Here is a 25098-nt window from a genome sequence, read left to right as displayed (position 1 = left end):
GAAGTAGCTTTTGAAAGTTTAGAGAACAAACCAGGATATTCGTTCTCTAAACTTTCTCTTAATAATCATAACACATAGTATTTATGAATCAATGAAAAAATTAGCATATTACATCTTATTCACACTATACGCCTGCTCGAATGTATCTAATGACTCTAAAATTCCCGATTTAGCCATAGGCAGAAAAGGATTAAACCAGCAAGTCAGTTACAAAAAATTAGCAGAAGGATTATTTTTCTATCAAATTCAGCGGGGGAGTCCCTCTCCGAAAGATTATTTTGTTCTTTCTTCGGGAGCTATTTCAGAAAAAACAGAAAAAGACTTACTTAAAAAGTTAAAAGAGAAAGGAACCATTTCATGGATAGAAGAACCAGCTGAAAAAGGACCACATGGTGAATTTCTCGGAAACATTGTCCGGGTTGGAAAATTCGAAAATATCAAGGATGTTCAAAAAAAAGAACAGGAGCTCAAATCAGAAGGCATACAAATGACCGTAAGGCATACAGCTGAAGACAATAAACCAACCTCTGGTCCTTTTCTATTAAGTATTTTAAAAATAGATTTAACTAGTTTTAAAGGGAATATATCTTCTGCTTTAGGGAAAAATGTAATCAAGGAGAAAGCATATGTAACTGATATTTCTAAAAAAAATAATGCCTTAGCTGCTATTAATGGTGGTTTTTTTGCCTGGAACAATACTGTTGGAGTCGATGGAGAACCAGCCGGTATTTCTGTTATAAACGGTGAATTAGTAAGTGAGGCTACTAATGGAAGAAGTGCCCTGGTTATAGACAATAATACGCCCAAAAAAGTTTCAATAGCGAAAAATGTAACTACGCGATTACGACTATTTATTAATGACACTTCTTTTTTAATTCACGGGATAAATAGAGAGGCAGGTAAAGTATTAAACTGCGGAAATCAAATAGACTCGGTAAGATCGAGAATTCCGATTCACGATTTTGTATGTAACAACCCCAATGAAATAATTCTTTTTAATAAGCAATTTGGAAAAAAGAGTATTCAAGGAGAAGGTATCGAGTTTATTATTAATGAAGAAGGAAAAGTAATTTCCAAAAATACATATAGAGGAGGTGAAATTCCGGAAAAAGGATACCTTATACAAGCCACAGGTAGTTATATTGAAGAATTAGATTCCCTCATCGCTAAAAATCAAACTATTCGGGTAGAAACAAAAGTATTTACCGATCAAAAAGAAATTAAATTAAAAAATGGTATCTACTTAATAAATGGAGGTCCTATCTTATTGGATAATGGTAAAATTGACCCTCATGCCAGGTTTAAAGAAGGTTTCGAAACCCAATTTCAAAACTTCAAGGTCTCTGATGATTTTGTCGACAAAAAAGACAAATCATCTATTTCTGATGACGCCCAAAACAATAGAAAAGGGTTTTATCATGGGTGGGTTGTCAGAAGACATCCAAGAACTGCCATTGGAATTAAGAATAACGACGTTTATATAGTTGTAGTCTATGGGAGGCAACCCACAATTACAGCAGGTGCCTCCATTACAGAAATGTCGACATTGTTTAAACAATTAGGTTGTACAACGGCCTTTAACCTGGATGGAGGAGGCTCCAGTATGATGGTTATTAAAAATAGAAAAACGGGAAAATCATCAGACATCTCAGGAGAAAGGGAAGTGGGAGATGCTATTCTAATAACCGAATAAACAATGGATCTATACATCGTATCTGCTAACGTCTAGCTATCAAGGAAAAATGGGGGCAATCTTAGTTTTAGAGAGGAATCCTGATATTATTTTAATTTAAATTAATTGTGGATTGTTAGTTTTAAGTAAAATTCAGGACCTCTCTTTAACATTTAGTATAATGCCAATCAAATTATTGATTCCCACCACACTTTACAGTTGAAAGATACAATAATTAAAACAACTATCCACTCTTATTACAGTGGTAGTAGCTACATTCCCAAAAGAGGAATAAGATTGTTGCTGTTTTATATTCATCCCCCTTACCTATAAAGACATGCTCTTTATGAATAACAGCTATTGAAATGGTATTTTTTTCTTCACTAAAGAAAAAAGCTACTTCATTATGAAATCCCAATACATTATTCTGGCATAACGGATATATTTTTATATCCTCTCTATTTTTTGTATCTTATATTTTCAGTTAGCTGATATACCTCAGCACTTTGCTCGAATTAAAAATCATTATCTCACCCTATAGCTTGTATCTCTATAATAGCGATTATATGGGATACACCATTAGATTAATCACTACTGAGGTATTTCAGGTGGATTTTATATGACCTCTAAAAGGGGATAGTATAAATAAATGAAACGAACAGTAAGAAATTTTATACTACCATTTGTATTTTGAATTTACAGAAAAAGAAAAGTACGATTTTATTCCAGTAGATGTAAAAATGTAAATGGTATCAGTAACTATCAGTAAACTATTAAAAATTAGACGTGTGAAAATTCTTATTACCGGAACTACAGGATACATCGCAAAGCGGTTAGTACTTCGTTTATTAGATCAAGGACATCAACTGGTATGTTGCGTTCGGGACTTACAACGAATTCCTGACGAAATTGAGTCTAGAGATCACATTGAATTTATAAAAATAGACTTTCTAAGACCTGCGGCGGTTACCTTTCCTTCAGATATAGACATTGCTTATTATTTGATTCATTCTATGGCAAGTAGTGCCACAGATTTCCAACAGCTCGAATTACAATGTGCTACCTATTTCAAAAAACTATTAGAAGCAACAGATTGCCTACAACTTATTTATCTCAGTGGTATTGTCAATGAATCTTCGCTTTCCAAACATTTGCAATCTCGTTTTGCTGTGGAGAAGGCATTGCAATCCGATCAGTATGCGCTCACTACATTTAGGGCTGGCATTATTGTAGGCAGTGGCAGTGCTTCTTTTGAAATCATCAGGGATATTGTAGAAAAGCTCCCGCTAATGGTAGCTCCCAAATGGCTACATACCAAAACGCAACCTATTGCTATACGAGATGTATTGAGTTTTTTAGAAAAAGCTATTGCCCGAGAAGAAACGTATAATACATCCTTTGATATTTGTGGTCCGGAAATCCTAACCTACAAAGAGATGTTATTACAATTTGCCGCTGTTCGGGGATTACGCCGCTTTATTTTCATCCTTCCTGTCCTTACACCAAGGCTGTCTTCGTATTGGTTATATTTCGTCACCACGACTTCTTTTAATCTGGCACAAGCCTTAGTAGACAGTATGAAAGTTCCTGTTATTGCCCGACCCAGTACTATTAATCAACTATTAGATATACACCCTATCTCCTATAAGGAAGCAGTAGCACTGGCATTTCAGAAAATAGCACAAAATGCCGTAATTTCCAGCTGGAAAGATGCTATCAGCAGTGGCGTGTTTAAGGATCAGCTAGCCACTCATATTCAGGTTCCTCATTTTGGATGTTTTAAAGATTTACAGGTGGCTCCTGTAATAGATGAAACCTATACCCTACATAAAATATGGACTATCGGAGGAAAGAATGGCTGGTATCGTTATAATTCATTATGGAAACTACGAGGAATCATCGATAAGCTATTCGGAGGGGTTGGTCTCCGAAGAGGACGCACACATAGCACTTATCTGGAACCGGGAGATCCCCTGGATTTCTGGCGCGTGATTCTTGCTGACAAATCTCAAAAGCGACTACTCCTATTTGCCGAAATGAAACTGCCCGGAGAAGCCTGGCTCGAATTTAAGATTGCTAAAAACAAATTGTATCAACGTGCCGTATTTCGTCCTAAAGGAATATGGGGACGTCTCTACTGGTTTGCAGTTGCTCCTTTTCATCTATTCGTTTTTAAAGGGTTGATCAATGCCTTGACCAAAAAATAATACCATTTGTATTTTGGATTTACAAGCGAATAAAAATACGTTTTTTGTTTCTGTAAAAGCGCAAAAAACGTATTCTAGTATATTTTAATATATCGGCGTCACTATTGCCTGATGCCTCTCCGGGTTCCAGCTATTCTCATGGATCAGCTCATTAAGATATAATTCTCCCACACTGATTCTAAAATCGATATAGGCAGACTGTGCCGATTCGGCATTAAATCCTAAGTAGTGGTGTAATCTATATGCATTATAGAAATGGATCGTCGTTTCTATAGCACTCAAATCGTATTTATAGAGGGTGATGGTTCCTTTCTTCACTAAAGAAGATGAATACCCAATCCACTAATACATCCTTCCAAGTCAGGGAATGCTCCCCGACCAATAAGTACCAAGAGAGGATATAACAAAGCCTATTAAGAATGTAAGCAAGCTATCACTTAAAACATTTTTTTTAAAATCGTGCTATTATATATTATGCTTACCATTGAGGGAGGGTGTAAACTGAACTCTGTCTAAGAGTAATTATAGATTAATTTAACTTAAAGATATCAGCCATATATGCGATACTTGATCTCCAGATCATAAGTATCCAGATTAATTTCTTCTACCCCATTAGCAATAAAGGCTCTATTGGTTGCTTTTTCTAAAAAAAACAAGTCTAGATATCTCTTTGACACATCTGTCTTATCGATATAGAGGTAGGTTTGTCTCTGCTTATAAAAATGAATGAGTACTGATTTTTCCGGGATATTATCTGCCCGGATAAGCTGGTGATATTCCTTGTCTCTATACTTAAAACTCACAACACCTCTGTTCTTATATTCTATATATATTAGGCTTTTCCGTTTCAGGAATGATTTCGTTTTCGAAAAATGTAAAATCAAAGCTCTCTTTTTGATTCACTTGTGATCTAAATGTCACCTCTAGCAGGTCAATAACGACCTTATCTGCTTTTTTTATAAAAGCTACAATATCAGACCTGTTAGAAACACTCTTATAAGAGCCTTTTATTGTTGTAATTATTTTATATAAATAATAGAGGAATAATACAATCCCCAGAACACTGATAAAAAGATCATAGAAGAATAATTGATTTTCCATTTTCTATTGAAATTATAGTAACATTTGTTGCTGCTATTTTTTGTAGGTGTAACAGAGGATCATCTTTATCTATAGCTAGGTATGATATAGGATAAAGCTAACTATAAAAAAGCACTCGTTTTTTTATTGGGTGATTATCCCTTGATTATAGATGGTTGTTTCTAGGAGTGTACCTTTCTGGTCATAGCTACACCATGCTCCTTGTTTTTTACCGTTTTTATAATCTCCTTCTTGTTTTAATGTGCCTGTTTTATAAAAATAATCTTTGTACTTACCATTGCCTAGTGTGCCAAAATTGGTTTGATATAATAATGTACCTACAGTGTTATAAACCCGATACTTGCCCATAATCAATCCTTTATTCCAGTTTGCGGTTTTTACCAATTTATTGTTGTAGGTGGTTTTCCAAAAACCATCTTTATACCCTTTGTTGAAAGTGCCTTTTTCACACAAACCAGAAAAATAATAACTATTAACTATATCTGTATTTGTATTTAAATTTGTTTTGCATACTTCATATGTAGAATTTAATAGATGATTATCAGACTTTCTTTTGTAGATAGTAATTCCTCGTTCGTTTTGCTTTAATAGCTTATGAGAAGATGTTGGAATTATAGGTTTTTTAATTTCTTTTATTTGAGCTTCTAAGAAACTAAAAGAAGTTACCAAAAACAGGAGCAAAAAAAATATATACCTTATTTTCATCTTTATTATGATTTATAAAATTTAACGATATCATCTTGTAAGGCTTCCCATTGAAATTTCCAAAAGGTCTTTCTAGTAGTATAGTAATCCATAAAATTCTCAGTTTTGCCTTGTTTAAATTTATGAAGATTTCTATAATGAACATTTAATTTACTTCTAGCATCTTTGTAATCATCTTTATATTCTTGCCATTCTTCTCTAATTTGCTTTTTAGGTGCTTTTTTCTTAAAAAGATAATTTATTCGAGCATCTACCTGAATTATATATTCATTATAAGAAGTTAGTCTTTTTTCATTTAAATCATCCTTTTCCTTAAACGAATGCTCTAGTCCAGCTACATGTGCTATTTCATGGGCAAATGTTGTTTTATCCCATAAATTAGATTTAAACACTACTAATCCCTTTGCGTCGATATCTCCGAGGTTGCCATAGCCTCCTGCTCCTTCTTCGCCTCCATCAGTAGTATGGTTTAATGGGGAGATATACATTGTGATCCCTCTTTTTTTATAGGCTTCGGGATGCTGTGATTTAAAAGCGTTATTAAAATCACTAAGCAAATTTCCTATAAACAGACACCCGGCTTCTGTTATTAACTGGTGTTTGATCCATTGCTTCTCGTCAATAATAACATCATAAACCTTACCAATAGTACATTGTAATGATGCCTGGTTTAAGGAATTGGTATTTAGGTAGTGTTCTAGTTGTTTGATATCTGCTTCCAGACCTTGGTCTTTAGTTCCCCAACCTGCAACCTTTTGCAGGGTGCCATCTTTTTGGGTTATGGTGCCTTTAATATCGATCTGCTTATTTATTATCTCTTTATCACTTTCGGTAGCTATATTTCTTAGGATTCGAACAGGGGTAATGTCGAAATGTAATTGGGAGTGATTCGCATTTCTAAACACAGCAATCTTACCTACAATACGATCTTGTTGGTCTGATAATTCGATATATACATCTTTGGTTAATGGATTATCACAGTATACCTTTATTTCTTGATTGTGAGCATTGGATACTGCTATTTCTTCTGGTTCAAAACGTATTCCTTTTGTCGCAGGTAATCGTATCATATCAGTATCTGTAGCAGTACCTTCTAATATCTCAATCTCTAGTTTTAATGTTACTCCTTCTTGTTTTGGGAACATATTTAACCCCGGAACGAAATATGTTTGACCATAAATGGTGATCGGGTTATATTCTTTTTTTAGCGCATTATAGTTTTCGCAGATATGTGTATATTCTTCTCGCATCCAGTCAAAACCAAATGTTCCTTGATATGAATCGGGTTTTCTCAGAGATGCGATAAAAGAAAGTGGTACTGATTCTTCTGTAGGTGGTTCTTTCTCACGCGTTTCCCTCGGTGTCACTACCGCCTGATGTCTCTCCGGGTTCCATCTATTCTCATGGATCAGCTCATTAAGATGTAATTCTCCCGCACTGATTCTAAAATCGATATAGGCAGTTTGTGCCGAATTGGCATCAAATGCTAGGTGGTAGTGTAATCCATATGCATTATAGAAATTAATAGTCGTTTCTACGGCACTCAAATCGTATTTATAGATGGTGATGGTTCCTTTCTTCATTAAAGAAGGTTGCAATACCCAATCCACTAATACATCGTCCCGGCTCATAGGAACCCGAATATCGATAATCCCCGCAGTAATATAGGGATTCGGTCGCCCTGTATGATCTGCTGTCTGTGAGAACTCATAATCACAGAGCAATAGCGGATATACCTTATTGTCTAGTTCTAATTCGGCTTTAAAGCCCATACTGTTGATGATTTGTGTTTGTATTCATTTTGTTGGTTATATTGATAGCACAATATAACCAATCATATAATACTGTATACAACAGTATCCATCTTTTTGCAGTAGCTTCAGTAAATAGTGTATTGATGCCCAGTATATAAAGCGTATTTTAGTTATTGGAAATGATCCTGGTTAATAGCTACTTGTTAAGAAGAAGAAGTACGTAAGGGGATAAAAGCAGTGTTTGATACCAAAAAAAGACACACACACTTAGACAGGGGTGACCCCCATCGCAGTCCTCTTATAGCCTGTCTTATAGGGGGGGGCGATGGGTGCTGATACTCCTTAGAACTCCTTATAGCACGCGTTCGAAGCGTTCCCGAACTGCTTCGAAGAATGCTTTTAATCAATCGAAACATTCATTTAATCCTTGTCTATCCACAGTTTTGGGCAGCACCCCCTTAATAAACGCCCTTTTTTCTATTATTTTGGGCAAACAGCTATTAGCAGCAAGGCTCAGAACCCGTCCCGGAAGCCTTTGAAATATTAATTTAATGCTTCGAAATACTTTTTGCTGGGCTAGACCCCATAGCCGGAGGGGGTCGCCTCCTTGTTTACTGTATACAGCTGTGGAGATTACTTTTTGTCGAGCTCAATAATACTTAAAAACAGCGTGTTAATCTGGCATTAATATCATTTGTATTTCGAATGTACGAACAAAGAAAATCAAGCATAACAGGGCTATGGTTGATTGTTATTCTGAAACTGAGATAGAAAAGAACATTCTATTCCAGTAGATGGAGCACGTAAATGACATCAGATACTTCTTATATTTTCAGGGGGAAATTTCCCCTCCTCTCTATCGGGAAGATTCCCCTATTTGCAGTAGTTTCAGTAAGTTTTACTATTAATAAAACCCTCATTATCAACACAATACTATAAAAACAGCTTCCCTCCTTTTCTCTCCTGTTTGTCAGCGCTATTGAATAAAATAGCTTTATACTCAATAATTACTGATGGAAGCAGGTTTTTCAAAAAAAGGAATACCATTTGTATGTTGCGTTTACCGGCAAAAATCATGCACAGCAATGCTACGGTTGATTTTTTTCTGAAACTGAGATCAAAAAACATTTTACTCCGGCAGATGGAATGTGTAAATGGGATAAGGAATTCCTTCTTTTTTGTAGCTGTACCTATCGTATCTAAAACCTATTATTATGAAAACTTCACACCGTACGCGACAGGCTTTTTTTGCTGTGGTCGCAACCATCACACTCAGCAGTTGTGAACAAGAAGCCTCTACTGCAGAAACCGCTAATGTATCTCCTCCTGAGCACATGATCTCATTGGATAAAGCAACTACAGAGTACAACAATTTTTACACCACCCGGATAGCTCCCCGTAAAACCGCCACTGAAGAAAACAGAAGTGTATGGTTTGATATCGGGCAATTACGTCAGCATCTGAATCGAATGGATCAAATAGCGGCACAATACCAGATCCCGATAACCAAACTTTCGTTCTTACTAGGTGCCAATGCGCAGGGACAACGTACTGTACTAATTGCTCCTATGACCTTTGATTCGCAATCCGGAAGTCACAGAGCCTTTACCATAGAACAGCAACAACTTCGTTTTTTGCATACGGATCCTTATGATAACTATAGCCTTATTGCCAGTCCAGATACTGAAACCGAAACATCTTTAGTCCTGGGAACATCAGGATTAGTATCCACAGCAGAAACTGTTGCGCAATACAATCGGTACTATGATACCAAGGTAGCTCCTATTACTGATCAGGTACCGCATGATACTCGTATTTGTTTTTACAAAAAAGGAATTTTTAGTGCCTATCTCGATTACCTGCAGCAACAAGCCGCTGACAACCAGATTACTTTAGATGGTGTTCAGGTTGTATTCGGAGTCTATGACAATACACCTGAAATGGGAGCCATGGCCAATCATCAAACCTTGTTCTTTGCCCCTACAGAAACCGGTGGAAAAAACAAGCAGACAATCTCCTATTCTATTATAGAGAGTACTAAGGTGATCCTGGATTTTTCTCAAAACACCTTATCCGTACCATCCCATAAAACCGGAGACAACCAAAGCAGTAGTATAATGAATGAATTAGGTTCTTCCCCTCCTTTAGGGAAAGACATCTAACAATAATAAGAACACCAATTCATTTTCAAGATTAAATCTTATAAAACTCCCTCTCTATTATCGGGAGGGAGTTATAAAAAAATAAAAAAACCGGGTAACAATAAGACTTAGCTGTACATATACCTACAAAAAGAAAGATCACAATAAAAATGACCACGACCTTACTAATAGTAATAAAAGCAATCACCCTGTTAATCAATTGGGTTTTGCAATTCATCTAATTCCGGGAATGACTGTATCATCAAAAATAGCCTACAGAAAACCTTGTACTTTTTTACTAGTTAATACCCCTTTTCCTAAAAGGGTTTTTTCCCCCTAAAAACAAGCTGCACGCCTATGTTACCATCCTTTGACTACTTATTGTTTTTACTTATGTTCCAAACGATTAAACACATAAAAATCGTTTTATTATTTCTTTTCATTTTTATTAATTCGGTAATAGTTCTATTTTTAGTTCATTGAATATAGCATCCATACACGGAATACAGCTATTGATAACAGGCACTATTATCACCTGTATTTCTTGTTTTTTAATAAAAACAGCGGTATGGTCTCTCAGAAAGCCCAATGAGAAATTCAATAAAAAGGTTGAGGAAATCAACCACGGGAAAATGATACCATTTTCGTTTTGAGATTACCTATTAAAATTTCAAAGCAGAATGGTCTTATACCTTTTGTATTTTGAATGTACTGACAAAGAAAATTATTATTTTTTTGTTTCAGTGAAGAAAAAAAAATCAAGCATAGCAGCACTACGGTTTATTTTTATTCTGAAACTGAGATGAAAAAAGAACATTTTATTCCAGTAGATTTAAAGTGTAAATGGTATTAACACCACATGATGAGCTTAACCCCTCACCGTGTGTACAAAAACAATAAACTTTCTAATCAAATTTTACACATTATGAAAAAACTACTTTTACCAATGCGCCTGTACAGTTTGGCAGCTTTGATGCTTATCAGTTTGGGGGCGTGTAATCAGGACACTTCAGGGAATGATGCAGTGATCAAAAAGTACAAAGAAAAAATTGAAGCTCAGCAACAGGAGATCGCCCGTCTCAAAGAGGCATTAGGAGAAAACAGAAAAGAGCCTCCCAGTAATATTATCAGCCTGGAACAAGCAGAAAAAATGTATCACCTATATAGTCCAAGGAGTAAAAAAATCAGTAAAGAGGTAGCCAACCGATTGGACAAACCGGATTTTAAAGCTACCCGATCTCTATATTATAAACTAGATGATTTATACCACTACCTAGGATACATCCGAAGGCAATCCAAAAAAGCCAATATCACACCATCCGGGGTTCGCTTTTATTTTGGGATTTATTCGGATGACTATAAAAGACATAAGAAAGATGATTATGCCGGACGTCAATCCCTGTTTTTTACCCCGACGGTAGAAAAGAAAATAACTGTAAACGGAGAAGAAGAAATCGCACATCTGGGATACACATTAGATGACAATTTTAAAATGGTATTGCTCAAAGATGCCATTGGGACAGATAATCGAACCGGAGCTATCCATACCAGTCATTCCAATAAACAAGCAGCAAGCTTTTTTAAGCTTCGTACATTATCCAGAAATAGTAATAGTTTAATTGGGAATGAATTAAATGGTTCTCCACCAAGAGGAAATAGCAACTAAATTTAAAGAAATAAATGGATCTTAGTAAAGAATTTTTAATTAGCTTATTAAATATAGGAACTTTTATACAATTTGTATCCGCTATTTTTAGTTCTTTCTATTTTTATAAATACAAAAACAGCATTTTAAAATTCTTTTCTTTTTTATTATGGTATACTTTTTTAAACGAATTATTAGGGATCTTTATTGCTGATTTCATATCTAGATTTAACGCACTGATATACAACATATATCATATCATTAATTTTCTTTTCTTATTTATCATCTATAAAAAAACAATTAAAAACATAAAACTTAAACAGTATATCAAATATTTTTTATTGATTTATTTAATAGCTTTTTTCATTAATGGTTTTTATGAAAATTACCTTATAGAATTCCAAACAATTCCGCACATTATCGGTGCGAGCTTAATGCTGATTACAATAGGTTTCTACTTTGTAGAATTACTAAATTCAGAAAAAGTACTCAACATAAATAGATATTTACTCTTCTGGATTAGCGTAGGACTATTAATCTTTTTTGTTGGAAATATTCCGTTTAGAGTGGTTAGAAACTATTACGCGGATCTTCCTGGAATTTCTATCTTATTTTTAATAAATATTGTTCTTACCATTATTATGAATATCTGTTTTATTATTGGATTTATATGCAGCAGCAAGAAACAGCTATATTAATTGCCAGTATTATCTTAATTGTACTGGTCGTTTTGATTATCTTTTTGTTTTTGATTTTTCAAAAGCGAAAGAACAGTCTCTTAGAACAACAGGCTGCTGCCAAAAAAGCCTTTGAAAAAGCATTGGCAGAAACGCAGATTGAAATTCGGGAGGAAACCCTGCGCAATATCAGCTGGGAACTCCATGATAATATTGGTCAGTTATTGACATTGGCTAAAATTCAGGTAAATATCGCTCAGGATGATCCTGAGCGATTGCCTGAAGTTACGGATACCATCAGCAAAAGCCTGAAAGAATTAAGAGCGTTGTCCAAACTCATTAATCCGGATGCGATCAAAAATCTCAGCTTAACAGAGGCTTTATCACTGGAGATCGAACGATTTAACCGACTTCAGTTTATTGCTGCAACTATGAACGTAGAAGGTGAGCTTCGATTGATTGACGGCAAAGCAGAAATTATTATCTTTAGGATATTACAGGAGTTCTTTTCCAATACCATTAAGCATTCCAAAGCCGATGAACTAAATGTCCTGGTACACTATAAGACAGATCGGCTGGAAATCAAAGCCCGGGATAATGGAATTGGATTCAATCAGCATACCGCTTCCCCCAGGCAAGGAATCGGATTGCTGAATATGCAAAGTAGAGGTAAATTAATCAATGCTGTAGTGAAATTGCACTCCAGAGAAGGAGAAGGAACAGCCATATTACTAACGTATTATTACAAAAAACCAATTGCAGGAATGGAAGCATGACATACCGGCATTAATCTTTTTAAAATTATAAAGGAAAGCCTGTTCGGTGCAAGTGCACGAAGCATTACACAGAAAAAGGATTAACTCCGGACACCCAGGTTTAGACCTCCAATGGTTCACTTATAATTTTAGTAAAACGGTATGTATTCCCATTCTGATTTGAATATCCCTCATAGGCACTAATGAGGAACCTTTTGACATAGATAAAAAATGTGCCGATCGTACGTAAACCACTTCGGGGCAATTCCCGAAACATGTAATCTCGATGATCGGATAACAAACTATAAAAATATACAGATGAAATATTCAGTTGTCATTGTAGAAGATCACATATTACTATCACAAGCATTAGCAGGTCTTGTGGCAGATTTTGACAAGTTCAAAACCTTATATGTATGCAAGAATGGGAAAGAGCTACTCACTCGTTTTAAAGATCCCAAAAACATTCCTGATATTGTACTGATGGATATCAACATGCCTATTATGAATGGGATTGAAACCACTGCCATTATCCGGGAAGAATATCCACAGGTTAATGTACTGGCTCTTTCTGTAGAAGAAGATGAAAAAACGATTCTCAAAATGCTTCGCGCCGGAGCCAAAGGATACCTCCTCAAGGACACCGAAAAAAGCATTCTGGAACATGCGCTGGAAGAAGTTATAGAGACCGGTTACTACCACACTAAGGACGTAACTAATTTGCTGATCAACTCATTAAATCCTAAAAAAGAAGCTTCTGTTATTCTCAAAGACCGGGAAATTGAATTTATCAAGCATGCCTGTACAGAAAGAACGTATAAAGAAATTGCCAATATGATGTGTCTTAGTCCTAAAACGATCGAGGGATATCGCGATGCTATTTTCGAAAAACTACACTTAAAAAACAGAACAGGATTGGTTATATACGCTATCAAAAACAAGATATTTACCCCTTAAAAATTACTGGATTCCCTTTTCTTTTAATTTTTTTTACCCTGATTGTATATTTTTGGCGCGCTTATTGCGTTATCCAATCGAAACCCCTGTATAAAGAGCTTGTTTTTAGGTGCTGAGGAAGTAACTATAAAAGAAACCTGTAAGACATTCACTTGAAACAACCCTTGTATTCTGAGGCTAATAAGCCCTGAAGTATTTACATCCCCATTATGGAGTAAAAACAAGACTGACAGGAACGATCAAGAACTAACGCCAGCCATTTTATCCTGACAGTAAAAACACCTGGCATATCATATAACCATTGATTACCGGTATAAAATACGCATCATTTTATGTATTTTTGTAGGTAGCCACAGATTTGTATTTTTTATGCTAAAACAACAATTAAATTTTAAACTTTCTCAGAAGTTATCTCCACAGCAGATTCAATTAATGAAATTGATTCAATTGCCTACGCAGGCATTTGAACAACGGCTAAAACAGGAAATGGAAGAAAATCCTGCTTTGGATAGTGGCAAGGATAAAGGAGATGAGTTTGAAGATACCTTTAGCAATGAAAATAGTGCAGAAGAAGATTTTGGAACCGAAAAAATTGAAACCGAAATCAATATCGATGAGTATCTTAGTGATGATGAGATCCCAAGTTATCGATTGAGCTCTAATAATTACAGTGCGGATGATGAAGAAAAAACAGTTCCCTATGCATCAGGAACGACCTTCCATCAGCATCTGATCAATCAATTAAATACCTATCGCCTGTCAGAACAAAAAAGAAATATCGCGGTATTTTTGGTTGGGAGTATTGATGAGAGTGGCTATATCCGACGTTCTGTCCCTGATATTCTCGACGATCTGGCATTTACCCAAAATGTATATACTACAGAAGAAGAAATAGAAGAAGTCTTAAAAATTGTACACCAATTAGATCCGGTGGGTGTTGGTGCCAGGGATCTACAGGAGTGCCTCTTAATCCAATTACGAAGAAAAGAGACCACCATTCCGATCAAGCTGGCAACACTTATTCTGGATTCTTCATTTGATCATTTTAGCAAAAAGCACTATGATAAACTACTCAATAAATTTGATGTCACCGAAGAACAGCTAAAAGAAGCTATTGAAGAAATTGAACATCTCAATCCCAAACCCGGAGGAGCTTATGCCGGAAACAATAAAGTTATCGAGCAGGTTATTCCTGATTTTACGATACGAATTATTGACGACGAATTAGAGCTGACACTAAACGGTCGCAATGCTCCGGAGTTACATGTATCCAGAGAATATAACAATATGCTACAGGCATATAAAGCCAGTAATGAAAAATCAAAGACACAAAAAGATGCCGTACTCTTTATCAAACAGAAACTTGATGCCGCCAAGTGGTTTATCGATGCTGTAAAACAACGACAACAGACACTGTTCGTAACCATGAGTGCCATTATGCATTACCAAAAAGATTATTTTCTTTCGGGAGATGAACGGAATCTAAAACCTATGATCCTTAAGGACATTGCAGATGAGATTCATATGGATGTCAGTACTGTATCCCGGGTAGCGAATAGTAAGTATGTAGATACTCCGTATGGAACTAAGTTGATAAAGGAATTCTTTTCTGAATCGATGACCAACGATCAGGGAGAAGAAGTCTCTACCAGAGAAATCAAAAAAATACTGGAAATTACTATTGCCGAAGAGGATAAGAAGAAACCGCTGACCGATGAGAAACTTGCTAAAATTCTGAAAGAAAAAGGATACCCTATCGCCAGAAGAACAGTAGCCAAATACAGAGAGCAACTTGATATTCCTGTCGCGCGTTTAAGAAAGAAAATCTAATGAATGCATTGCTAAAAAGTTTTTCCTATATCCTACACCCCATTATAATGCCTATACTGGGCGCTATTATTTATTTTAGCAACACCCCTCGTTTCTTTGCCTTTGAACTTGTACAGGCTAAACTGATCGGGCTGTTTATTATGACTGTGTGTATTCCTGTTATCCTTTTTTTTTCGCTGAAAAATCTCGGCTTACTGGACTCCTTTCACCTCGCAACAGTCAATCAACGAAAGATTCCACTAATATTGCAGTCTTTTATCTTGTTGCTGGTCATTAAAATTATTATCGATGCACCTACATTCCCGGAACTGTACTTCTTTTTTCTGGGAGCTCTGATATCAGCGATTAGTGCTACTTTTATTGTTTTGTTTAATATAAAAGCAAGTTTGCATATGATTGGTATCAGTAGCATCACCATGTTTACTATTGCATTGAGTGTTCATTTCGGAATTAACATCACCACTTTAATTGGTCTGCTATTTATTGGAAATGGGGCACTGGCCACCTCTCGTCTTATTTATAAGGCACACACCCATACAGAACTCATTCTGGGCATATCTATAGGAATGCTGCCTCAGCTGATCCTGGTCAATTTCTGGTTATAAAATATAAAACATAAGTCCGATCTTACAAGTATTCATCTCCAGAGATTGTCCATCATCCATTACAGCATTTTTAAAAAGCGGGTTTAAGCTGTAATACACATAAAAATTAAAGGTATTCCACCCAAAAGCAAAGGAAGTTCCTATACGCCAGGGATTGACTTCTTCCACCTTATTTTGTTTTACAATACTCCCATTATTTTCATATCTGGATGTAAAATGATACAAATACCCCATTCGAATTCCCGTGTAGATACGATAAAACTTATGAGAAGCTGCTGTAGAGGTTCTCCATCGAAATTCTAATGGTGCCTCTACCAAATGTGTTACAAATCGATTAGAACCATACCGTACCCCTGATAAGGAGCTAAATATTGTTTTTTCAGCAGTCGTTTCTTCTCCGATATACAAGTTTTGATTATACGTATTAAAAGAATATCCAAGCCCTAAAGCTATCGCTACGTTTCGCTTCTTATTTACAGGCATATCTCTCATATAGCCTAAATGAAGCCCTCCTGAAAACCCAGATTGCTCTATTCCATCAGGAGTATTAAAAAGTAAGTTCATTGTTGCTCCAACATAAAACTGATCTTCTCTATATAAAGAATCCAGTACTATACTTTCCTCCTGTATGGTATCTAATTGACCAAAAGCTGCTTCCCAGCAACAAAGAATCCCAAAAAACAACAAAGAGTATCTCACTTTTTTATAATTTATTTTTCTAGTAGTAATCACCTATACACTACAAAGTAATTTCTATCCATGAAACCGTACTGATAAAAGCTCTAATTCGGATTATGTATTAGAAAAACTATTTTACAATATATCACTTTGTTATATTTCTCAGATTAAACATAGTACGACTATACTTAATTTGATAAAACATCATACCTGATCGAATTTTCGTACTTCATTATAAAACCCTAATGCGTACTACAGATCAAAACAACCTGCGAAATCTTTTTATCAAGGTTGACTAATAATCCCAAAGCACTAAAATACTTTATATTCTTCAAACAACACCTATACTGCTTAAAATTGACAGGAGCAACTATGCTGACATATACACATACAAAGCAAGCCTAGATATATAAACACGAGAGTAACACATAACGAATTAAGTCGTTACAACAGTAAGTCACCTCGGAGCATTTATTTAAAACAGATTTTAAATTTCAAAGCAAGCTTTGAGAGAATTACACCCATTGGTCTTATCTTTAAATACAAGCCCTACAAACAATCAAAAAGCTTCCCCTAAAGGGGAAACCTTTTGTTGCAAATTACAGGACATTTATTCATCAGTGAAAGACATCTGACAGCGCTCCGGTCCGTGTTGTATAATTAACCTTTAACGCCTGTACAGCCCTCAGCTCTTTTTTAATATCACCAACCAATCCCATATTTGTTTGACCATCTATTTTTAAGGCAGTCACCTGAAAAGGAACTAATTCTTCTCTCATTTTATTCCGCTCTGCCAGCACGTAGGATTGGATATCTTCCAAACTAGCAAACTTATCATTCAATTGAACTCTTCCCTCTGTTCCTGCATTGGATTGATATCTGCTACTTGGTTTCCCGGCATAAATATAGATGACCAGATCTTTTTTCTCTAATTTCTCTACCTGATCAGCTATTGGTAATTTATTCGCTACCATAAGCGTATTTTGCCGCATTGTTGTTGCTACCATAAAAAAGAACAACAACATAAAAACGATATCTGGTAATGAAGCAGTAGATATTGATGGAATTCCTCCTTTTTTCTTTTTATTAAACTTGGACATATTCTTATTGTTTTACGGGTTCTGCTTCTGATAATTTCTCTGGATACATCGCTCGGATAGCGGTTAATTGTGCTTTTAACTGCCCTTTATTATTCGAATCACTAGCTTCTTTATACAACGTGAGCATTTCTTCATATGAGATTCCGTATTTACGCCTAGCTTCCCTATTTCGTAAACTCGTATATGCTGCCAGCAGTTCATTCTGAACCGCGATATACATCTCATAACTTGTTTCACGATCATTAACCAAAGAGATCACTGCCTTTTCGGGGCTGTCTGATAAATTATGATCTCTATTTCCCATACAATACGTACATGAGGATACCCCTGCTCCCCCATTGTCTAAAAAAGCAACAGCTGCTTCTTTCAATCCTTTAACATCCATCATTTGCTCCTCTACCAATAACTGGTTGTCTTTGTTAATCTCCACCCTGAAAAGATTACGTTCTTTAATATGAATATCTTGCGGAGGCTTTTCCAGCAAAGGTGGTAGTTTCCTGCTAATTCCTACATCAGTTTCTATAGTAGTGGTCACTAAGAAAAAGATCAATAATAAAAATGCAATATCAGCCATCGAGCCTGCATTTACTTCTGGTGCTAATCGTCTAGCCATAATTATATAGATTTAATTAATACTCATAATGTGGCTTTCATCGAATCAGAAGTGATACAATCATTATATGTCTAAAACAGTATAGCTATTTTATGTCCGACAGCATAAGGGAGAGAAAATCATCGAACGTTAGCTACTAAATTTATATACATTATTACCATAATGCATATACTATTCGTTCATTGGAGGAAAACTCGCGAATAAAACGTATACTCAATATCACTTAGCGTTTGGATTGTTAGATATTGATATAATAACGATGAAAAAAAATCCATATTCTTATTGCCCATACCTGATTAACAGGTTTACCCCCATGGGCAATAATGAATAAAGATTAAAGTGAAAGATTATAGGAAATCTTTACATATATACAGTAACAATTGTCATGCCATACCGTATTTTTAATTCTTAAAAAAACAATGGAATAAAAAAAAACCTGACCAAAAAGGTCAGGTTTTTTGAAAATACTTATGATTAGAATAGAATATTCTTACTTTTTTAAATTATCTGTAGCACTACCTGTTCTGGTGGTGTAGTTAATTTTAAGTGCTTGAACATCTCTCAATTCTTTTTTAATATCTCCTACTAACCCCATATTAGTATCTCCATCAACTTTTAGGGCTGTAGTAAGGAAAGGAAGCAATTCCTCTCTTTTAGAAGCTCTTTCTGCAAGTATAAACGCTTTAATTTCGTCTACTTCAGCAAACTTATCATTTAACTGTACTCTTGCCTGATTACCTGCACTAGCACGATATCTAGCACTTGGCTTTCCTGCATAGATGTACATAACCAAATCTTTTTTATCTAACTTCTCTATTTGATCTGCTGACGGTAATTTATTGTCAATCATCAATGTGTTTTGACGCATTACAGTAGCCACCATAAAGAAGAATAATAACATAAATACGATATCTGGCAAAGATGCTGTAGAAATAGCTGGCAATTCACCACTTTTTTTCTTTTTAAACTTAGACATAATCTATTTTTTATGTTATTAATTTATTTCTTTGGTTCTGCTTCTGAAAGTTTTTCAGGAAATAACAATTGTACTTTTTTGATATCATCCTTTAATTTTTCTTTACTTCCAGGATAGTTCACATCTTTAAGATCTTTTTCCATTTGGACAAAAGTCTTACCGAATAATCGCTGAGCTTCTCTGTTACGTAATTCTGTATATGCTGCTACCAATTCATTCTGAACAGCGATATAGGTTTTATAACTTGTCTCACGATTATTACGTAGTGATATTACGGCTTTTTCAGGATTATCAGAAGAAGATGGATCTTTTTCTCCTCTACAGTATGAACAAGCATCATTTCCTGCTCCTCCTCCGTTATCTAAAAATTTGATGGCTGCCGCACGTAAATCCTTCAATTCCATTGGCTCCTCTTCTACCAACAGGTCATTGTTTTTATTCACCTCTACTACAAAAATATTTTTTTGCTTTAATACAGGTGGTTCAACATCTTCTTCCTGTGGCGGTGGAAGCTTCCTGCTGATACCACTATCGGTTTCGATCGTTGTGGTAACCAGGAAAAATATAAGAAGTAGGAATGCAATATCTGCCATCGATCCTGCATTTACTTCTGGTGCTGCTCTCTTTGCCATATTACTTTATTAATTTTTTGATACCTGAAACAACCATTAATCCTACTGCTATTGCTGACAGGAAGTAGAATACATACAATCCTGCTCCTACCCATCTAGAACCTCCTGCAGAAAGTACTTCTCCATCTTTCAACGGAGTTTCAACTCCCTGAGCTAATCCATATCCAATTCCTACTACTAAAAGGAAAGATACAAGACCAATAGCCGTCTTTTTTAATCCGGCTGGGTTTTTAGCTAATGCAGAGAATACTGCAATTAAGGTAACAACAACAACAATGATAAAGATTACAAGTGTCAGGTTATATAGTGGACTTACTGCAGAACTCGCAGCTTCTAATGAAAGATCACGTGCTTCAGAAACCCCGCTCTCTGCCATTAAATCTCCAATCTTACCGTTCATTACGAACCAAAGGATAATTCCCAAAGCTCCAACAGCAAGAACTACATATGATAGTATTTTTGAAATTTTCATGTGACTATTTTTTAATTTAGGAATGAATAATTCTCAAACCTGATGAATAATAATTATTTTCTTTTTTCGACATCAGTGGTTAGCTGATGTGCACTTGATAGAAAATGCTTATTATTTTTTGTTTTTATAAGCTACCAACATATCGATTAACGTGATTGACGCATCTTCCATGTTGTTCACAATACTATCGATTTTTGCTACAATGTAGTTATAAAATATCTGTAAGATAATAGCAACAATAAGTCCGAATACTGTAGTAAGAAGTGCTACTTTAATACCTCCTGCTACAAGCGATGGCTGCATATCTCCAGCTGCTTCAATCTTATCGAATGCCTGAATCATCCCGATTACAGTTCCCATGAACCCAAGCATCGGTGCCAATGCGATAAATAATGATACCCAAGAAACGTTCTTTTCTAGCTGTCCCATTTGAACACCTCCGTAAGCTACAACTGCTTTTTCTGCAGCATCAATACTTTCGTCTGCTCTATCTAACCCTTGGTAGTAAATAGAAGCGATCGGTCCTTTTGTATTTCTACACACCTCTTTTGCAGCTTCTACTCCACCGCTATTTAACGCATCTTCAACGTTTTGCTGTAATTTCTTCGTGTTGGTAGTAGAAAGATTCAAAAATATAATTCTTTCGATTGCAATTGCAAGACCTAGAATTAAACATAACAATACAATCCCCATAAATTCAGGACCTCCTTCGATGAAACGCTTTTTGATTTCTTGGTGGAAGGATAATTCTTCTTTTGCAGGAGCTGCATCTTCTTGTACTGTAGTAGTGGTAGTTATAGGAGCAAATAATTGCACATTAGTTGATAATAACTGAGCAGGTACAGTAGCTGCTTTCACGTTTCCAAACGCCATTACTGCTGCGATTGCCAGAATAGAGAATAGTCTTTTCATTGCGCTGATTCTTAATTTTAATTAGTTAAATAAAGGGTTAAAGATAAAAAAATATTATAAACTCTCTTAAAAATTTAATAATAATGCAGAGAGGAAGGGATTCGAACCCTCGATACGCTTTTGACGTATACACACTTTCCAGGCGTGCGCCTTCGACCACTCGGCCACCTCTCTAGTTTTTTCTTAAAACGGTGAGCAAATAACAAAAAAAATGTTAACTAATGAAATTTAATGAGTTAATTTTCGGACATTTCCCCTCTTACAGAAGTTTCATAGATGGTTTTTAGGACTTTAGGAGGTAAATTTTCTCCCAGTAAATACATCAATTTTGCGATAGCTGCTTCTGTTGTGATGTCATTTCCTGAAATAACTCCTGCTTTTTTTAGCGCTACACTGGTATTATACTTACCCATTTCGACACTTCCTCCTGCACATTGCGTAACATTTATCACCGGTTTTCCCATTTTTATAAAAGCTGTCAACGCCTCGATAAACCATTTTTTAGTGGTGGTATTACCAGAACCGTACGTCTCCAAAATCACTCCTTTTATCAGATCAGAAGAAAGAATACCTGTTACGATATTCTCATTAATTCCGGGAAACATTTTCAGAATAACCACATCGTTATCAAAATGGGTATGATAGATCATTTTTTTTCTTCGGTTGGGTTTCCTCAAAAAGGAGCTATTTATTTTCAGATGAACTCCTGACTCTACCAGTGGCGGATAATTAGGAGACTGAAAAGCTTCGAAATGCTCTGCATTTATTTTGGTTGTTCTGTTTGCTCTCAATAATTTATACTCAAAATACAAACCTACTTCTGTAATTACCGGCTTGCCTTTTTCTTGTAATGCTGCGATCTGAATAGCTGTAATCAGGTTTTCCTTTGCATCAGTTCTCAAATCCCCTATCGGCAGCTGAGACCCTGTAAAGATGATCGGTTTTGTTAAATTTTCAAACATAAAACTAATCGCAGATGCTGTATAAGACATCGTATCGCTTCCATGGAGCACAACAAATCCATCATAGTCTTCATATTTCCTATTAATAATCCCTCCTAAATCCTTCCACCTCGCTACATTCATATCCGAAGAATCAATAGGTTCCTCGAAACTAATCGTTTCTATCACACATTCCAATTGTGTCAATTCGGGAATCCTCAATAACAACTCATCAAAATCAAAAGCAACCAACGCTCCTGTTTCAAAATCTTTCACCATACCAATGGTTCCCCCTGTGTATACCAGCAATATTTTTGGTGTAGCCCCCATAATCTAAATTAATTTTATATTCCAAAAACTTCTTTTGAATTCGCAGTAGTAATTTCTGCTATTTCTTCTTCTGATATGCCGTAAATTGAAGATAGCTTTTTTGCCACATGCAACACATACGCACTTTCATTTCTTTTTCCTCTGTATGGAGTTGGTGCCAGATACGGAGCATCTGTCTCCAGAACAAGATCTGTCAATGCAATCTGATCCAGAAACCTATCTATCTTCCCGTTTTTAAAAGTAACAACTCCTCCTATACCCAGTTTCATATTATAAGAGATCGCTTTTTTAGCTTGTTCCAAGGTTCCCGAAAAGCAATGAAAAATACCTCTTAGTTTTTCTCCTTTTTCTTCTTCTAAAATTTCAAAAATCTCATCAAAAGCATCTCTTCCATGAATAACGATTGGCAATCCGTATTTTTTCGCTAATTGTATCTGCCTTCGAAATGCATCTTGTTGCTGCTTCAGAAAGGTCTTATCCCAATACAAATCAATCCCTATTTCTCCTATGGCATAGAAACGTTTTGAAGAGGATGATTCACTTCTTTTTTTTACTTCTTCTTCTACATGTGCCAATTCATCTTCGTAATTTTCTTTGACATGAGTAGGATGTAATCCCATCATCAAAAAGACCTGCTCTGGATATTTTTCCTCTACTGCATACATCGCTTCTGTATAAGCAGAATCAATTGCAGGAACAAAAAAACGTGACACTCCGGACGAAATTGCTCGTTCCATCATTTCGTCCTGATCTTCATTAAAAGATTCACTGTAAATATGTGTGTGCGTATCTGTAAGTATCATGAAGGCAAAAGTAACCAAATTTAATTAGCCACCATTGCTTTTTCTATGCTTCATAATAGTTTAAAAACAACGATAAAAAAGCCGATTTTATAGTATTTTATCGAGATCATTTAACTTCCTGTTTCTTATGAAAAAAGTTTAGTAAACTAAAAACACCAAGTGACCTCTCAATAATACCCCATCTATAAAACCGGCTTATACCTTATATAATATCAATAATTCTTTTTAAAGGAATACTCACAAATGAGCTTAGTATGACAACCTTTTTTGTCACTCCCCATACCACAGCTCTTACTTTCTTAATCCCTTCATCATCTGCAAATAAAATTTCTACTTTGTACCGCTCTACTTTACCCAGAAAAGCTGCTCTTTTTAACTGTAAAAAACGATTATTTTCATCGCAAATACATCCTAAAACTTCATATTCCGGAAATTTCAATTGCCGAATTGCATCTTCTTCTACGATTTCAACTTCCACCATACCATTTTTTATTTTTACAATTCTTTTTCTACTCAACAACAGCTCACTCCCAATACACCCTATTTTTTTAATACTACTTTTAGAAAACATCTTCTTTTTTAAGAAAAATTAACACTACTACAAAGGATTCAACATACTACATCACATGCTAACACTACCCCACATATCATTGCTCGCTGTTTTATCTTCTTTTTATAGTATTTTTGTCATTCATTTAGCTTTATATTTATGACAACACTCCGGAGGTTACTGATCCAAAAATCCTATACCCGAATCCCATTATCATACACTAAAACAAATCACTTTGAAATAAAAGCTTCTTTCAACGGGATTGAAGGAGATTTCATTTTAGATACCGGAGCTTCTAATTCCTGCGTAGGATTTGAAGGAATTGAAAAATTTCACCTTACCAGTGAAGAAAGCGATGTAAAAGCAGCAGGAGCAGGAGCTATAGATATACACACACAATTATCTAAAAAAAACACCCTTCATATCGGCACTTGGAAAAAAACAAATATCCCTCTTGTATTGTTTGATCTTACACATGTAAATGAAGCATTACAAAATCACGGTGCCAAAACAGTAGATGGAATTATAGGCGCTGATATTTTAAAAAAAGGAAAGGCAATTATTGATTATGAAAACCAATGCCTCTATCTAAAAAACCGAAAAAAGTAACAAAAGACTATTACAAAAACCAACTAACTAACTGATTAAAAGCAGCTTTATTTTTTTTGTAGTATATTTACAAATAGACCTTATCGGACTATGTAAATCCCGATAACCCAAAAAACCCAATCTACTAACTGTAAACCATAAACCCCAAAATTATGAACAGAAGAAGCACACCTACGATACCTATAACAACAGATATTCTCACCGCTACAATCTGCACACTTCCTGTTTCTCCAGATACTTTTTGCAATCAGGGAAACAACCGTAAACAGTTTTACGACGCAATCAAAATACTACTCTAGTATTTCTTTCGAACACAAACCAGGTCCTACAATCATTTTTTGATTGTTCACATTACACATCACACTCTTTTAGAGAACACACTTTCTTAATAAAAACAAATGACCCCCGGAAAAAGACTACCTCTTTATCCGGG

At 35.4% G+C, this 25098-nt stretch carries 25 protein-coding genes and 1 tRNA gene; 10 read left to right on the top strand and 16 right to left on the bottom strand.

Annotation, left to right across the window (positions count from 1 at the left end; all coding sequences use genetic code 11):
- Positions 1–91 precede the first annotated feature (91 nt).
- A complete protein-coding gene (locus tag ACFSTE_RS07585; RefSeq protein ID WP_378257261.1) occupies positions 92–1693 on the top strand; it encodes a phosphodiester glycosidase family protein in 1602 nt (533 codons plus the stop codon).
- A gap of 767 nt (positions 1694–2460) precedes the next feature.
- Positions 2461–3879, top strand: coding sequence for an SDR family oxidoreductase (locus tag ACFSTE_RS07580; protein ID WP_378258952.1), 1419 nt, complete (start codon positions 2461–2463; stop codon positions 3877–3879).
- An 84-nt stretch (positions 3880–3963) separates the two neighbouring features.
- Here the strand turns inward: ACFSTE_RS07580 and tssD (ACFSTE_RS07575) are convergent, their stop codons facing one another.
- The 5 genes from tssD (ACFSTE_RS07575) to tssD (ACFSTE_RS07555) all read right to left on the bottom strand — a co-directional run bounded on the left by tssD (ACFSTE_RS07575) (position 3964) and on the right by tssD (ACFSTE_RS07555) (position 7457).
- Entirely contained in the window at positions 3964–4197 is a 234-nt protein-coding gene (tssD, locus tag ACFSTE_RS07575) for a type VI secretion system tube protein TssD (RefSeq protein WP_378257263.1), read from the bottom strand.
- A 230-nt stretch (positions 4198–4427) separates the two neighbouring features.
- Positions 4428–4682, bottom strand: a complete 255-nt coding sequence (locus tag ACFSTE_RS07570; protein ID WP_378257265.1) for a hypothetical protein — start codon at positions 4680–4682, stop codon at positions 4428–4430.
- Between the two features lie 13 nt (positions 4683–4695).
- Positions 4696–4980, bottom strand: coding sequence for a hypothetical protein (locus ACFSTE_RS07565; protein ID WP_378257267.1), 285 nt, complete (start codon positions 4978–4980; stop codon positions 4696–4698).
- A gap of 123 nt (positions 4981–5103) precedes the next feature.
- Positions 5104–5685, bottom strand: coding sequence for a toxin-antitoxin system YwqK family antitoxin (locus ACFSTE_RS07560; protein ID WP_378257269.1), 582 nt, complete (start codon positions 5683–5685; stop codon positions 5104–5106).
- 5 nt (positions 5686–5690) lie between these two features.
- The gene (tssD, locus tag ACFSTE_RS07555; RefSeq protein WP_378257271.1) at positions 5691–7457 is read right to left on the bottom strand and encodes a type VI secretion system tube protein TssD; all 1767 of its coding nucleotides are present in this window, start codon (positions 7455–7457) and stop codon (positions 5691–5693) included.
- A gap of 1196 nt (positions 7458–8653) precedes the next feature.
- On the opposite strand from tssD (ACFSTE_RS07555), the gene ACFSTE_RS07550 reads away from it, so the two are divergent.
- From ACFSTE_RS07550 to ACFSTE_RS07525, 6 genes are all read left to right on the top strand, one after another.
- Positions 8654–9601: a hypothetical protein gene (locus ACFSTE_RS07550; RefSeq protein WP_378257274.1), complete on the top strand. Its 948-nt coding sequence runs from the start codon at positions 8654–8656 to the stop codon at positions 9599–9601.
- A 904-nt stretch (positions 9602–10505) separates the two neighbouring features.
- Entirely contained in the window at positions 10506–11246 is a 741-nt protein-coding gene (locus tag ACFSTE_RS07545) for a hypothetical protein (RefSeq protein WP_378257278.1), read from the top strand.
- A gap of 649 nt (positions 11247–11895) precedes the next feature.
- Positions 11896–12678, top strand: coding sequence for a sensor histidine kinase (locus tag ACFSTE_RS07540; RefSeq protein WP_378257282.1), 783 nt, complete (start codon positions 11896–11898; stop codon positions 12676–12678).
- A gap of 297 nt (positions 12679–12975) precedes the next feature.
- Positions 12976–13614 (top strand): response regulator transcription factor, encoded by a 639-nt coding sequence (locus tag ACFSTE_RS07535; protein WP_176028598.1) that lies wholly within the window; start codon positions 12976–12978, stop codon positions 13612–13614.
- A gap of 369 nt (positions 13615–13983) precedes the next feature.
- A complete protein-coding gene (gene rpoN / locus ACFSTE_RS07530) occupies positions 13984–15444 on the top strand; it encodes an RNA polymerase factor sigma-54 (protein ID WP_176028597.1) in 1461 nt (486 codons plus the stop codon).
- A complete protein-coding gene (locus ACFSTE_RS07525; protein ID WP_176028596.1) occupies positions 15444–16049 on the top strand; it encodes a hypothetical protein in 606 nt (201 codons plus the stop codon). The genes rpoN and ACFSTE_RS07525 overlap by 1 nt, the downstream gene beginning before the upstream one ends.
- On the opposite strand, the gene ACFSTE_RS07520 is transcribed toward ACFSTE_RS07525, so the two are convergent.
- From ACFSTE_RS07520 to ACFSTE_RS07470, 11 genes are all read right to left on the bottom strand, one after another.
- Positions 16044–16748: a porin family protein gene (locus ACFSTE_RS07520; protein WP_176028595.1), complete on the bottom strand. Its 705-nt coding sequence runs from the start codon at positions 16746–16748 to the stop codon at positions 16044–16046. The two genes, ACFSTE_RS07525 and ACFSTE_RS07520, sit on opposite strands and share 6 nt — an antisense overlap.
- Before the next feature lie 596 nt (positions 16749–17344).
- Positions 17345–17827, bottom strand: coding sequence for an ExbD/TolR family protein (locus ACFSTE_RS07515; RefSeq protein WP_176028594.1), 483 nt, complete (start codon positions 17825–17827; stop codon positions 17345–17347).
- 4 nt (positions 17828–17831) lie between these two features.
- Positions 17832–18440, bottom strand: coding sequence for an ExbD/TolR family protein (locus ACFSTE_RS07510; RefSeq protein WP_176028593.1), 609 nt, complete (start codon positions 18438–18440; stop codon positions 17832–17834).
- 490 nt (positions 18441–18930) lie between these two features.
- On the bottom strand, positions 18931–19416 hold the full coding sequence (locus ACFSTE_RS07505) for an ExbD/TolR family protein (RefSeq protein WP_176028592.1): 486 nt from the start codon (positions 19414–19416) through the stop codon (positions 18931–18933).
- A 23-nt stretch (positions 19417–19439) separates the two neighbouring features.
- Positions 19440–20048 carry an ExbD/TolR family protein gene (locus ACFSTE_RS07500; protein WP_378257287.1) on the bottom strand — a complete coding sequence of 203 codons (609 nt, stop codon included), beginning with the start codon at positions 20046–20048 and terminating at the stop codon, positions 19440–19442.
- A gap of 1 nt (position 20049) precedes the next feature.
- Entirely contained in the window at positions 20050–20520 is a 471-nt protein-coding gene (locus ACFSTE_RS07495) for a hypothetical protein (protein WP_176028590.1), read from the bottom strand.
- Between the two features lie 111 nt (positions 20521–20631).
- A complete protein-coding gene (locus ACFSTE_RS07490) occupies positions 20632–21432 on the bottom strand; it encodes a MotA/TolQ/ExbB proton channel family protein (RefSeq protein WP_176028589.1) in 801 nt (266 codons plus the stop codon).
- Positions 21433–21518: 86 nt separating this feature from the next.
- Positions 21519–21606 (bottom strand) — tRNA-Ser (locus tag ACFSTE_RS07485).
- A gap of 62 nt (positions 21607–21668) precedes the next feature.
- Positions 21669–22703: an asparaginase gene (locus ACFSTE_RS07480; protein WP_378257290.1), complete on the bottom strand. Its 1035-nt coding sequence runs from the start codon at positions 22701–22703 to the stop codon at positions 21669–21671.
- 14 nt (positions 22704–22717) lie between these two features.
- Positions 22718–23506 (bottom strand): TatD family hydrolase, encoded by a 789-nt coding sequence (locus ACFSTE_RS07475; protein ID WP_176028587.1) that lies wholly within the window; start codon positions 23504–23506, stop codon positions 22718–22720.
- A 202-nt stretch (positions 23507–23708) separates the two neighbouring features.
- Positions 23709–24077 carry a hypothetical protein gene (locus ACFSTE_RS07470; protein WP_378257292.1) on the bottom strand — a complete coding sequence of 123 codons (369 nt, stop codon included), beginning with the start codon at positions 24075–24077 and terminating at the stop codon, positions 23709–23711.
- A gap of 138 nt (positions 24078–24215) precedes the next feature.
- Here ACFSTE_RS07470 and ACFSTE_RS07465 point away from each other — a divergent pair, with 138 nt between their 5' ends.
- Positions 24216–24665 carry a retropepsin-like aspartic protease gene (locus ACFSTE_RS07465; RefSeq protein ID WP_378257294.1) on the top strand — a complete coding sequence of 150 codons (450 nt, stop codon included), beginning with the start codon at positions 24216–24218 and terminating at the stop codon, positions 24663–24665.
- Between the two features lie 152 nt (positions 24666–24817).
- Positions 24818–24964: a hypothetical protein gene (locus tag ACFSTE_RS07460; RefSeq protein WP_176028584.1), complete on the top strand. Its 147-nt coding sequence runs from the start codon at positions 24818–24820 to the stop codon at positions 24962–24964.
- The last annotated feature ends 134 nt before the right edge of the window (positions 24965–25098 follow it).

Source organism: Aquimarina hainanensis, from assembly GCF_042684685.1.
In the GTDB taxonomy this organism is placed as follows: Bacteria; Bacteroidota; Bacteroidia; order Flavobacteriales; family Flavobacteriaceae; genus Aquimarina; species Aquimarina hainanensis.
This window is presented reverse-complemented; position numbering and strand designations above follow the sequence as displayed.